This is a genomic window from Actinacidiphila epipremni (assembly GCF_012034175.1).
Taxonomy (GTDB): Bacteria; Actinomycetota; Actinomycetes; order Streptomycetales; family Streptomycetaceae; genus Actinacidiphila; species Actinacidiphila epipremni.
Map to the genome: position 1 here is coordinate 422,667 of NZ_JAATEJ010000003.1, position 11,987 is coordinate 434,653.

Here is an 11,987-nt window from a genome sequence, read left to right on the forward strand (position 1 = left end):
CATGGACCGAGGCTTCGGCACCGCCCCGGCATGGCTCGGAGCTGTCGACTACGGTCACGTCGTCGTGCTGGTCGACTACCGGACAGGCAACGTCCAGTGCCTTCTCCCGCCTGCCGCGCGGCTCTGGTGCCAGGCAGCGCGCACAGGAAGGACAGATCGCCTGCCGCCTGCTCTGGCGGATCGACTCTTCGGTCTTGGGCTTCTGACACCCGTGTCCGAGCCTGCCCCGTGGCCGGCACCGGTGGCTGGGAACCCCGCCGCCGCGAGCTGGGGCGGCGCCGAGCACCCTGCGGGCACCGGCCGCATTCCCGGCCCGATATCCATCTCCGCCGCTGCGGCCCTCGCCGCGGTCTTCCTGCTGAAGCGGGCAGGTGCTCGTACGACCGTGATGCGACGCCTTACCACGGCGATGAGAACTGCCGTGCCACGCTGTGAGGTCCGGGCGACGACGGCGCAGGCACACGAGGCAGTGCTCGCCGTCCGTCGTGCCGCCTGGTATTCGCCGGGACGCACCGCCTGCCTTGAGGAGTCCGTTGCAGCGGTCTTCCTGCTCGCCACCTCCCGGCTGGCGGTCACCTGGTGCCATGGTGTCGCTCCGGACCCTGTCCGCCTGCATGCCTGGGTACAGACCGATGACGGCTACCCCGTAGCCGAACCGCGATCGACGCTGGACTACACGCCCCTTCTCACTATCGGAGCCGGCCATCAGCAGCACCCCTGAACCCATCCTCTGGATCAGCGCCGACGCCTGCGCCCTCGGGCCCTATCGGGCGGACCTTGTCGAGACCTACTGGCGCTGGGAGCAGGACCCCGGCCTGCTCGTCGGTTACGGGCGCCAGCAGCCGGAGTCGTTGGAGGCGCGCACCGAGGGGATGGCGCACCAGTTGAGGGGCGACAACATCCGCTTCACGGTGTACGACCTCGCGCCCGGCTCCCCCGTGCCGGTCGGCGTCACCACGCTGCTGCCCGACCACGCGGTCCGTACGGCCGAATACGTCGTGATGCTCGCCCCCGAGGCGCGTGGCTGCGGGCTCGGTACCAGGGCGACGCGTCTCACCCTCGACTACGCCTTCCACGTCACCAACCTCCGCATGGTCTGGCTCAAGGTCCTCGCACCCAACACGGCAGGTGTCCGCACCTACGAAAAGGCCGGCTTCCGGCACGCTGGCGCGCTGCGTTCCGCGGGCTACTGGCTCGGGCGGAGCTGCGACGAGGTTTTGATGGACGCGCTGGCGGAGGAGTTCGCGTATCCGTCGGTGGTGAGGACGCTGGTGGAGGGCGGGGCCGGCTCCGATGAGCCCGCGGCCTGACGACCTGCCGGTCCCCGGGACCGTGCCACCCGGCGTTGGGCTGGTTGGCGGGGGTGGGGGGCGAAGCCTGACACCCTTGTCAAGGCAATGGGTGGCCGGCGAGTGGCGGCAAGGGTGTCGGGCGTGGGTTCCGGGGAGGGCAGGAGGCGCAGGGCCGACGGGGGGCGGAGTCGGGCGTCGCGTTGGCGGCGGCTGCGCTGGGGAGGGCGCCGCGGCGGGTGAGGGAGGTCGGGGTTACAGCAGGTCGGGTGCCATGTGGGTGCCGTCTACCACGTAGACGAGGGCTACGCGCTGGCCCGGGGTGAGGTCGCCCGCGCGGCTGGAGGGGGGGATGTGGGCGCGGAGCAGGAAGTCGTGGGAGTCCAGCAGGGTCGCGCCGGGGATCGCGCGGATGAGGGAGGAGACGGGCACCGCCGCCGCGTCCTCGTCGCCGGACGCGGCGCGGCGCAGGACGCGGAACAGGCCCACCGGGCCCTCCGCCGCGACTTCGCTGAGCACCAGCGCCTGGCGGTGGGCCGCCTCCGCGTCGAGGCCGGGCTCCGTCGGGTAGAGGGCCGCGTCATGCTCGTCCCGCGGGTCCTGTACGGGCCCGCGCCTCGTACCCATCCACGTCATCGCACACCTCCGTCGTACGGCCCACGGCGTACGCCGCCCGCCGTACACGTATAACGCCGCACGGCGTCCGGTCATGCCGACCGCCGGTCCGTACGTCCGCTTTGCAGACATTCGCACCACATTCGAGGTTACGCCGTACGCATGCCCCCGCAAACCCCCCGCCGGCCGCTCCCGCCGGCCCCGCAGACCCCGCCGCTCACCCGTCCGGCGGACAGCCCGGGCCGCCGGGCGTCAAGAGCCCGTCAATGGCCCCGCCCCCCGCGCCAATGACGCGTCAACGAATCCGGACCCGCCCGGAAGCGGGGTGACCGTAGGTGCGGGTCCCGCCGGGACCCCCTACGGCAAGCCGTGCCGGAAACGTCCTCACCTGGGGTGTCGCGCAAAATGTCCGATCTTGTGTTCATCGCTGTGACGATCGCGGTCTTCGCCGTGCTCGCGCTGGTCGCCAAGGGGGTCGGGCGGCTGTGAGCGCGGAGAACGTCGTCGGGCTCGTCGTCGCCTGCGGGCTGCTGGTCTACCTCGTGCTGGCCCTGATCCACCCGGAGAAGTTCTAGATGAACGACACCCTCGCGGGCTGGCTCCAGATCACCGTCCTGATCGCCGCCCTCGCCCTGACCTACCGCCCGCTGGGCGACTACATGGCCCGCATCCTCAGCCCGGGCCGGCACCTGGCCGTCGAGCGCGGTCTGTACCGGCTCGGCGGCGTGGACCCGGACGCCGACCAGCAGTGGGGCGCGTACCTGCGCAGCGTGCTGGCCTTCTCCGCGGTCTCGCTGCTCTTCCTCTACGGCATGCAGCGGCTGCAGAACCACCTGCTGCTCTCGCTCGGCTTCCCGCCGGTCAAGGCCGACCAGGCGTTCAACACCGCCGCGTCCTTCGTCACCAACACCAACTGGCAGTCGTACAGCGGTGAGGTCACGATGGGCCACCTGGTCCAGATGGCGGGCCTGGCGGTGCAGAACTTCGTGTCCGCGGCCGTCGGCATCGCCGTCGTCGCCACGCTCATCCGCGGCTTCACCCGCAGGCGCACCGACCGGGTCGGCAACTTCTGGGTGGACCTGACCCGGGTCACCGTACGGCTGCTGGTGCCGATGGCGTTCGTCTTCGCCGTCGTGCTCGTGGCGCTCGGCGCGGTGCAGAACTTCCACGGCGTCCACGAGATCGGCACCCTGCTCGGCGACAAGCAGTCGCTCACCGGCGGCCCGGTGGCGTCGCAGGAGGTCATCAAGGAGCTGGGCACCAACGGCGGCGGCTTCTACAACGCCAACTCCGCCCACCCCTTCGAGAACCCCAACGGCACCAGCAACCTCATCGAGATCTATCTGCTGCTGGCCATCTCCTTCTCGCTGCCGCGCACCTTCGGCCGCATGGTCGGCGACCACCGGCAGGGCTACGCGATCCTCGCCGTCATGGGCCTGATCTGGGCCGTCTCGGTCGCCCTCATCACCGTCAACGAGCTGCACAGCGTGAGCAGCACCGCCGGCCACAGCGCGGGCGGGATGCTGGAGGGCAAGGAGCAGCGGCTCGGGATCTGGGCCTCGGCCCTGTTCGCGGCGTCCACCACGCTCACCTCCACCGGCGCGGTGAACTCCTTCCACGACTCGTTCTCGCCCGGCGGCGGCGGGATGACGCTGTTCGACATGATGCTGGGCGAGATCGCGCCCGGCGGCACCGGCTCCGGCCTCTACGGCATCCTCATCCTGGCGATCGTCGCGGTCTTCGTGGCCGGCCTGATGGTCGGCCGCACCCCCGAGTACCTGGGCAAGAAGCTGGGGTCGCGGGAGATGAAGTTCGCCTCCCTCTACATCCTCGCCACCCCGGCCGTCGTCCTGATCGGCACCGGCGCGGCGATGTCCCTGCGGGGCGAGCGCGCCTCGATGCTCAACCCGGGGCCGCACGGCTTCTCCGAGGTGCTGTACGCGTTCACGTCCGCGGCCAACAACAACGGCTCGGCCTTCGCGGGCCTCGGCGTGAACACCGAGTGGTACAACACCGCGCTGGGCCTGGCGATGCTCTTCGGCCGCTTCCTGCCGATCGTCTTCGTCCTCGCGCTCGCCGGCTCGCTCGCCAGGCAGCAGCCCGTGCCGGTCACCGCCGGCACCCTGCCCACCCACCGGCCGCAGTTCGTCGGCCTGCTCACCGGCGTCATCGTGATCGTCGTGGGCCTCACCTACTTCCCGGCGCTCGCGCTGGGTCCGCTCGCGGAAGGTCTCCACTGATGTCCCCACTGATCTCCCGGGCCGCGGCGTCCCAGCCCGCGGCGTCCCGGTCCGCGCGGGCGTCCCTCGCCGACCCGAAGCAGCTCCTGGTGTCGATGCCCGACGCGCTGCGCAAGCTCGACCCGCGGGTCATGGTGAAGAACCCGGTGATGTTCGTCGTCGAGGTCGGGGCGGTGCTCACCACCGGCTCGGCGATCGCGAACCCCAGCGTCTTCGCGTGGGTGATCACGGTGTGGCTGTGGCTGACCGTGGTGTTCGCCAACCTCGCGGAGGCCGTCGCCGAGGGGCGCGGCAAGGCGCAGGCCGAGACGCTGCGCAGGACCAGGACGGAGACGGTCGCCCGCCGGCTCGCGGACTGGCGGCGCGGCGACACCGAGCTGCGCGAGGAGGCCGTCCCGGCGGCGAACCTGCGGCTCGGCGATCACGTCCTGGTCGAGGCCGGGCAGATCATCCCCGGTGACGGCGACGTCGTCGAGGGCATCGCCTCGGTCGACGAGTCCGCGATCACCGGTGAGTCCGCGCCCGTCATCCGGGAGTCCGGCGGCGACCGCTCGGCGGTCACCGGCGGCACGAAGGTGCTCTCGGACCGGGTCGTCGTGCGGATCACCTCCAAGCCCGGCGAGACGTTCATCGACCGGATGATCGCCCTGGTCGAGGGCGCGGCCCGGCAGAAGACCCCGAACGAGATCGCGCTGAACATCCTGCTCGCCTCGCTCACCGTGGTCTTCCTGCTGGCCGTCGTCACCCTCCAGCCGATGGCGATCTACGCGGGCGCCGAGCAGTCGCTCGTCGTGCTGGTCGCGCTGGTCGTCGCGCTCATCCCGACCACCATCGGCGCGCTGCTGTCGGCGATCGGCATCGCGGGCATGGACCGGCTGGTGCAGCGCAACGTCCTGGCGATGAGCGGCCGGGCCGTCGAGGCGGCCGGCGACGTCAACACGCTGCTGCTGGACAAGACCGGCACGATCACGCTGGGCAACCGGCAGGCGGCCGAGTTCCTGCCGGCCGGCGGGGTGGACCTGGCCCGGCTCGCGGACGCCGCGCAGCTGGCCTCGCTGGCCGACGAGACCCCGGAGGGCCGCTCCATCGTCGTCCTGGCCAAGGACGCGTACGGGCTGCGCGGCCGGGAGCTGGGCGGCGGCGCCGAGTTCGTGCCCTTCACCGCGCAGAGCCGGATGAGCGGGGTGGACCTGGTCGAGGGCGACGGCGGCCGGCGCGAGCTGCGCAAGGGCGCGGCCAGTGCCGTACTGGCCTGGATACGGGACAACGGCGGGCAGCCGGCGCAGGAGGTCGAGCCGGTCGTGGACGCCGTCGCGGCGGGCGGCGGCACCCCGCTGGTCGTCGGCGAGGTCGTGCGCCGCGCCGGCCGCAGCACCGCCACCGTGCTGGGCGTCGTCCACCTCAAGGACGTCGTGAAGGCCGGCATGCGCGAGCGGTTCGACGAGCTGCGGGCGATGGGCATCCGCACGGTCATGATCACCGGCGACAACCCGCTGACGGCCAGGGCGATCGCCGAGGAGGCCGGGGTGGACGACTTCCTCGCCGAGGCCACGCCCGAGGACAAGATGGCGCTGATCAAGCGGGAGCAGGCCGGCGGCAAGCTCGTCGCGATGACCGGTGACGGCACCAACGACGCGCCCGCGCTGGCCCAGGCGGACGTCGGCGTGGCGATGAACACCGGGACGTCGGCCGCCAAGGAGGCCGGCAACATGGTCGACCTCGACTCCAACCCGACCAAGCTCATCGAGATCGTCGAGATCGGCAAGCAGCTCCTGATCACCCGGGGCGCCCTGACGACCTTCTCGATCGCCAACGACGTCGCGAAATACTTCGCGATCATCCCGGCGATGTTCGCGATCGCCTACCCGGGCCTGGACAAGCTCAACGTCATGGGCCTGCACAGCCCCACCTCGGCGATCGCCTCGGCGATCATCTTCAACGCGCTGATCATCGTGGTGCTGATCCCGCTCGCCCTGCGCGGGGTGCGCTACCGCCCGGCCTCCGCGGCGCAGTTGCTCGGCCGCAACATCCGCCTCTACGGCATCGGCGGGCTGGTCCTGCCCTTCGTCGGCATCAAGCTCATCGACCTCGTCGTCCAGTTCGTGCCCGGCCTGCGCTGACCGGCCCAGAAGGAACCAGAAGGACCAGAAAGAACCAGAAGGAACCAGAAAGAAGGTGCACCCCCCCGTGGCCAACCACTTCCCGCCCGCCGTCCGGCGCCACCTCTCGGCGCTGCGGATGCTGCTGGTGCTCACCGTGATCACCGGCGTGCTCTACCCGCTCGCCGTCACCGGCGTCGCCCAGGCGGCCTTCCCCCACCAGGCGAACGGCTCGCTCGTACGGCAGCACGGCACGACGGTCGGCTCCAGCCTGCTCGGCCAGAACTTCGACCTGCCGAAGAAGAACCCCGGCGACCCCGACGAGGCCGCCCGCCCCGACCCGAGGTTCTTCCAGCCGCGCCCGTCGGCCGGCGCCTACGACCCGCTCGCCTCGGGCGCCTCCAACCTCGGGCCCGGCAACCCGGAGCTGGTCAAGGCGGTCCAGCAGCGCCGCCACGACGTCGCCGCCTTCGACGGCGTGGACCCCGCGGACGTGCCCGCCGATGCCCTGACCGCGTCCGGCTCCGGCCTTGACCCGGACATCTCACCGGCGTACGCGTACGAGCAGGTCGCCCGGGTGGCCAAGGCCCGGGGGCTCGACGCGGCCAAGGTCCACGCGCTGGTCGCGGCCCACGTCCACGGCCGCGACCTGGGCTTCCTCGGCGAGCCGCGGGTCAATGTGCTGGACCTGAACCGGGCGCTCGACGCGCTCGCCGGCTGAGCGGGCGACCGTACGCGCCTCCGGTACGTCCCCGGGTACGTCCGGTACGCTCCCGGTACGTCCCCGCGCGGGGCGTACCGGCGGCGTACGGGGGGACGTACCCGGGGCGTACCGGGGAGCGACGTAGCATCGGCCTCATGGAACAGCGTGTACTGGGCAGGACCGGCCGGCCGGTCTCCGTCGTCGGCCTCGGGACGTGGCAGCTGGGCGCCGACTGGGGCGACGTGCGGGAAGCCGACGCCATCGCGGTGCTGGACGCAGCCGTGGAATCCGGCGTGACCTTCTTCGACACCGCCGACGTCTACGGCGACGGCCGCAGCGAGCAGCTCATCGGCCGCTACCTCAAGGAGCGCCCCGACGCCGGGATCTTCGTCGCGACGAAGATGGGCCGCCGCGCCGAGCAGCTCCCGGAGAACTACTCCCTGGCCAACTTCCGCGCCTGGAACGACCGTTCCCGCGCCAACCTCGGTGTCGACACCCTCGACCTGGTGCAGCTGCACTGCCCGCCCACCGCCGTCTACACCTCCGACGCCCTCTACGACGCGCTCGACACGCTCGTGGCGGAGCAGCGCGTCGCCGCGTACGCGGTCAGCGTCGAGACGTGCGAGGAGGCGCTGGCGGCGATCGCCCGGCCGGGCGTGGCGAGCGTGCAGATCATCTTCAACCCCCTCCGCCTCAAGCCGCTGGAGAAGGTGCTGCCGGCCGCAGCCGCCGCGGGCGTCGGCATCATCGCCCGCGTCCCGCTCGCCTCCGGGCTGCTGAGCGGCAAGTACACCCGCGAGACGGTCTTCGCGGCGAACGACCACCGTACGTACAACCGGCACGGCGAGGCGTTCGACCAGGGCGAGACCTTCTCCGGCGTCGACTACGAGACGGGCCTGGAGGCCGCCGCCGAGTTCGCCGGGCTCGCGCCCGAGGGCGCCACCCCGGCGCAGACCGCGCTGCGGTGGATCATCCAGCAGCCCGGCGTGACCTCCGTCATCCCCGGCGCCCGCAACACCGACCAGGCCCGCGCCAACGCCGCTGCCGCCGCCCTCCCCGAGCTGCCGCAGCCCGTCCTGGACGCGGTGCGCGACCTGTACGACCGCCGCATCCGCGCGCAGGTGCACGACCGCTGGTGAGCCGCTGATCCGTTACGGGCCCGGTCCCGTGCGTACGGGGCCGCCGTACGCACGGGACCGCTCGTGACGGGCCGGGCCGGCGCCGATACGGTCGTGCCCGTGACGACCTTCACCGACAGCCACGCCGAATTCCCCGGCGCCAGCGGACCGCACGCCACCACCGAGGCCGACCCCACGCGGGTCGGCCGGGTGCGCACCACCTACGAGCCCAAGCACGACGGCGACCCCGACCCCGGCGAGATCGTCTGGACCTGGGTGCCCTTCGAGGAGAACGACGGCCGCGGCAAGGACCGCCCCGTCCTGGTCGTCGCCCGCGAGGCCGCCGGCACCCTGCTGGCCGTCCAGCTCTCCAGCAAGCGCCACGACCACGACCGCGAATGGGTCGCGATAGGCGCCGGCCCCTGGGACCGCGAGGGCCGCGACTCCTGGGTCGACGTCGACCGGGTCCTGCGCCTCCACGAGCAGGGCATGCGCCGCGAGGCCTGCGCCCTCGACCGGGGCCGCTTCAACCTCGTCGTCAACCGCCTCAAAGAGCTCTACCACTGGACCTGAGCCGCCCGGCGCCCCCCCCCGCGTGAACAACGCGTCAGCCGACGTGGACGCGGGGGCGGCGGGTGGGGTCGGGTTCGGCTTCGCGGAGGACCTCGCGGGTGACGGGGGCGACCTCGCCGTGGCCGAAGAGGAAGAAGCGCAGGAAGTTCGCGAAGGGGCTGCCCTCGGTCCACTCGAAGTAGATGTGCGGCTTGCAGGCCGTCAGGTCCCGTACGTGCAGCAGCAGCGCGGCCAGGGCGTTCGGGACCGACGAGCTCTCCAGGGACAGCACCCGGTAGCGGCCGTGCAGCACCTGGCCGCGAACGGTCAGGGCCGACTCGAACTCCGAGGCGTCGGTGACCGTGACCTCGACCAGGACCAGGTCGTCGTCGGCCGGGATGTCGTTGTCGAGCCGGATCTGGTGCAGCTTCTCGCGGTATTCGGCCGCGTCCCGCAGACCCGGCTCGTTCGCGACGAACCGCACCTTGCGCTTGGCGATGTCCCGGACGAACCGCTCGGCCAGCGGGTCCAGCTGCACGCTGGTCACCCGCAGCTCGAAGGCCCGCGCGAGCCGGGACAGCAGTGACACCAGCACGATGCCGGCGATGAAGCACGCGCCGATCTTCACACCGTCGGGCCGCTCCAGGACGTTGACGACGGTGGTGTAGAGGAAGACCAGCGCGATGACCCCGAAGACCGCCGTCCAGCCCCGCTGCCCGGCCTTGCGGGCCGCGATGGTCACCGCGATGGCCGCGGAGCTGATCAGCACCAGCACACCCGTCGCGTACGCGCCGCCCTGCTTGTCGACGCTCGCGTCGAAGATCCAGGTGACCAGGAAGGCGATCAGCGTGAAGACCAGCACCATGGGCCGTACCGCCCGCGCCCAGTGCGGCGCCATGCCGTAGCGGGGCAGGAAGCGCGGCATCAGGTTGAGCAGGCCCGCCATGGCGGAGGCGCCGGCGAACCACAGGATCGCGATCGTCGAGAAGTCGTAGACCGTGCCGAAGCCGGAGCCCAGGTTCTGGTGCGCGAGATACGCCAGCGCGCGGCCGTTGGCCGGGCCGCCGGCCCGGAAGTCGTCCGCCGGGATCAGCACGGTGGTGAGGAAGCTGGTGGCGATCAGGAACGCGCTCATGATCAGCGCGGCGGTCGTCAGCAGCTTCTTGGTGTCCCGGATCCGGCCGGCCGGGTCGGCCTCGGTGTCGTCCGGGTCGCCCTTGACGTGCGGCATCACCGCGACGCCGGTCTCGAAGCCGGACAGGCCGAGCGCGAGCTTGGGGAAGATCAGCAGGGAGACGCCGACCATGACGAAGACGTTGCCGCGCTCGGCGGTCAGGCCGCTCGTCCAGTCGGTGACCAGGTGCGCGGCCGTCAGCACATGCCACAGGCCGTTCACGACGACGACCACGTTCAGCGCGAGATAGACCCCGACGAGGACGAAGGCGACGCCCACGGCCTCCAGGAAGCCCTTGAGGAACACCGCGCCGAGCAGGGCGATCAGCACGAGGGTGATGAGCATCTGGTGGCTGCCGAGCGCCGCGGAGAAGTGCGGGTTCTCCACCAGGTGGGTCGAGGCGTCGGCGGCCGAGAGGGTGATGGTGATCAGGAAGTCCGTCGCCGCGAAGCCGAGCAGCGCCAGGACGAAGAGCTTGCCCTTCCAGAACGACAGCAGCCGCTCCAGCATCGCGATCGAGCCGGCGCCGTGCGGGCTCTCCTCGGCGACCCGGCGGTAGACCGGCAGCGCGCCGGCGAGCGTGACGACGACGAGGACGACGGTGGCGACCGGGGAGAGCAGGCCGGCGGCGAGCGCGGCGATGCCCGGCTGGTAGCCGAGGGTGGAGAAGTAGTCCACGCCGGTCAGGCACATCACCCGCCACCAGGGCTGGCCGGGGTGCGTCTCGGCGCCGGCGCTCGCGGCGGGCTCCTGGCCTTTCCGGTCCTTCCGGTCCTCCTGGCCCTTCGGGTCCTTCGTGTCCCCGCTCTTGGCGATGTCCGAGAGACCTTCGAGCAGCCAGGCCCGCAGGCGGTCGCGATGCGCCCCGACGGTGGTGGACATGGGCCGTACTCCTCTGGCGGGCCGCTGCCGCCGGTCCGGCGACAGGGCGTGGTGAGACGGGCCGTCGTCGGGTGGATGGCCTGGTCAGCGTTACGCAGTCAGGTCGCCGTCGACCGTGCGCGGCAGCGCACACCCCGCGGCCGATGGACGGGCCGCGGGGCGCTGTGCGAAGCCTCGGTCAGAGTGCGGTGCCCGCGGGGCCCGTGGGGGGCCGGGCGGGTTTTCCATACGGGTTCTTAACGCGTGCGGGGCGTCTCCTGACGCCGCGCGGGCTTGCCTTCCAGGGTGGGGTCAGGTCATGCGGTGCGGGATTTACGGGCCTTGGGCTTGGGCTTGCGGTCGGGGCCGGCTTTCGGGGCGGCTTCGGGCTCGGGCTCGGGCTCGGCGTCGGCCTCGGCTTCCGGGTCGGGCGCGGCGTCCGCTTCGGGCTCGGCAGCCCCTGCGGCTTCCCCGGCTTCCCCGGCCTCTGCGGCTTCCGCGGACTCCTCGGCGGCCTCCGCCTCCGGCTCGTCCTGGGCCTCCGCGGCCTCCGCCTCCGCCGCGGCCTCTTCCGCCTCGGCGTCGACCTCGTCCGCGTCCTTGCCGTCCTTGCCGTCCTTTACGTCCTTCTCGGCGTCCGGGTCCTCGAAGTGCGCGTCGAGTACGGCGTCCAGCTCGGCCGCCCAGGTCTTGAGCTGGCCGCGGGACGTGGCCTCGACGTGCGCCTCGAACCAGCGGCGCGGACCGGTGTAGACGGTCACCTTGAAACGCTTGCTGAACCGTGGCGTGTCGATCTCGACCGCGCCGATCTCGTCCCAGGTGAAGTCCGCCTCCTCCTCGTCGAGGCGGAAGACGATGCCCACCGCGTCGGCGAGGATCGTCGCGCGGCGGTCCGAGACCTCGAACAGCGGCTCGCCGCGGTCGATCTCCTCGTCCTCGTCGTCGCCCTCGGCGTCCGCGACGACCGCCACGGCCGCGGGCACGGCGGCCTCGACCGCGACCTCGGCGACCGCCGGGGCTGCGGCCTCCGCCTCCGGCTGAGCGGCGCCCTCGGGCGCGTCCTCTGCCGCCTCGTGCGGGGCCGACGCGTCGGCCGTCGCGGCAGGGCGCGGGGGCAGGAGACCTGGCACGAATGCCGGATCGGTCCCTGCGGGGTGTATCTCCGGTGTGATCGAACCTGTGCGCTGCTCCACGGCGGGCAGTATTGCGGATAAACCTGTGCTGTCAACCACCGGGCACCCGGCGCGTCCTGCCGCCACCCGGCGGCGCGGCCACGGAACCCCGCGCGGGTGTGGCGCGCGGGCCGCGGCGTCCTGAGCCCCCGGAGGGCGTGGCG

The 11,987-nt window shown here is 72.1% G+C and carries 11 protein-coding genes; 8 read left to right on the forward strand and 3 right to left on the reverse strand.

Translation table 11 applies throughout. From position 1 onward, the window contains the following. Nucleotide 1: 1 nt before the first annotated feature. On the forward strand, nt 2–721 hold the full coding sequence (locus HCN08_RS07070; RefSeq protein ID WP_167981997.1) for a lasso peptide biosynthesis B2 protein: 720 nt from the start codon (nt 2–4) through the stop codon (nt 719–721). A 13-nt stretch (nt 722–734) separates the two neighbouring features. Then, nucleotides 735–1,310, forward strand: a complete 576-nt coding sequence (locus tag HCN08_RS07075; RefSeq protein WP_407648697.1) for a GNAT family N-acetyltransferase — start codon at nt 735–737, stop codon at nt 1,308–1,310. Between the two features lie 234 nt (nt 1,311–1,544). Here the strand turns inward: HCN08_RS07075 and HCN08_RS07080 are convergent, their stop codons facing one another. Further along, the gene (locus HCN08_RS07080; RefSeq protein ID WP_167981998.1) at nt 1,545–1,916 is read right to left on the reverse strand and encodes a hypothetical protein; all 372 of its coding nucleotides are present in this window, start codon (nt 1,914–1,916) and stop codon (nt 1,545–1,547) included. Between the two features lie 473 nt (nt 1,917–2,389). Here HCN08_RS07080 and kdpF point away from each other — a divergent pair, with 473 nt between their 5' ends. The 6 genes from kdpF (at nt 2,390) to HCN08_RS07110 (ending at nt 8,637) form a co-directional block, all read left to right on the forward strand. Continuing rightward, the gene (kdpF, locus tag HCN08_RS35090; protein WP_167981999.1) at nt 2,390–2,479 is read left to right on the forward strand and encodes a K(+)-transporting ATPase subunit F; all 90 of its coding nucleotides are present in this window, start codon (nt 2,390–2,392) and stop codon (nt 2,477–2,479) included. Continuing rightward, nucleotides 2,480–4,144 (forward strand): potassium-transporting ATPase subunit KdpA, encoded by a 1,665-nt coding sequence (gene kdpA, locus HCN08_RS07090; protein WP_167982000.1) that lies wholly within the window; start codon nt 2,480–2,482, stop codon nt 4,142–4,144. Next, nucleotides 4,144–6,264, forward strand: a complete 2,121-nt coding sequence (gene kdpB, locus HCN08_RS07095; protein WP_167982001.1) for a potassium-transporting ATPase subunit KdpB — start codon at nt 4,144–4,146, stop codon at nt 6,262–6,264. Before kdpA ends, kdpB begins: the two co-directional genes overlap by 1 nt. A 67-nt stretch (nt 6,265–6,331) precedes the next feature. Further along, nucleotides 6,332–6,964, forward strand: a complete 633-nt coding sequence (gene kdpC, locus HCN08_RS07100; protein WP_167982002.1) for a potassium-transporting ATPase subunit KdpC — start codon at nt 6,332–6,334, stop codon at nt 6,962–6,964. Nucleotides 6,965–7,101: 137 nt separating this feature from the next. Next, nucleotides 7,102–8,085: an aldo/keto reductase gene (locus HCN08_RS07105; protein WP_167982003.1), complete on the forward strand. Its 984-nt coding sequence runs from the start codon at nt 7,102–7,104 to the stop codon at nt 8,083–8,085. 99 nt (nt 8,086–8,184) lie between these two features. After that, nucleotides 8,185–8,637, forward strand: a complete 453-nt coding sequence (locus HCN08_RS07110) for a type II toxin-antitoxin system PemK/MazF family toxin (protein ID WP_167982004.1) — start codon at nt 8,185–8,187, stop codon at nt 8,635–8,637. Nucleotides 8,638–8,671: 34 nt separating this feature from the next. Here HCN08_RS07110 and HCN08_RS07115 read toward each other — a convergent pair whose 3' ends face one another. Together HCN08_RS07115 and HCN08_RS36060 are read right to left on the reverse strand one after the other, a co-directional pair. Then, on the reverse strand, nt 8,672–10,672 hold the full coding sequence (locus HCN08_RS07115; protein WP_167982005.1) for an APC family permease: 2,001 nt from the start codon (nt 10,670–10,672) through the stop codon (nt 8,672–8,674). 296 nt (nt 10,673–10,968) lie between these two features. Next, complete coding sequence (locus HCN08_RS36060) at nt 10,969–11,781, reverse strand: hypothetical protein (RefSeq protein ID WP_167982006.1); 813 nt, start codon at nt 11,779–11,781, stop codon at nt 10,969–10,971. Nucleotides 11,782–11,987 lie beyond the last annotated feature (206 nt).

Bases quoted from the DNA above. Each gene is read 5' to 3' on its own strand.
- HCN08_RS07115 (WP_167982005.1), bottom strand. From the start codon at position 10,672: ATGTCCACCACCGTCGGGGCGCATCGCGACCGCCTGCGGGCCTGGCTG.
- HCN08_RS07080 (WP_167981998.1), bottom strand. From the start codon at position 1,916: ATGGGTACGAGGCGCGGGCCCGTACAGGACCCGCGGGACGAGCATGAC.
- kdpB (WP_167982001.1), top strand. From the start codon at position 4,144: ATGTCCCCACTGATCTCCCGGGCCGCGGCGTCCCAGCCCGCGGCGTCC.
- HCN08_RS07070 (WP_167981997.1), top strand. From the start codon at position 2: ATGGACCGAGGCTTCGGCACCGCCCCGGCATGGCTCGGAGCTGTCGAC.
- HCN08_RS07105 (WP_167982003.1), top strand. From the start codon at position 7,102: ATGGAACAGCGTGTACTGGGCAGGACCGGCCGGCCGGTCTCCGTCGTC.
- kdpA (WP_167982000.1), top strand. From the start codon at position 2,480: ATGAACGACACCCTCGCGGGCTGGCTCCAGATCACCGTCCTGATCGCC.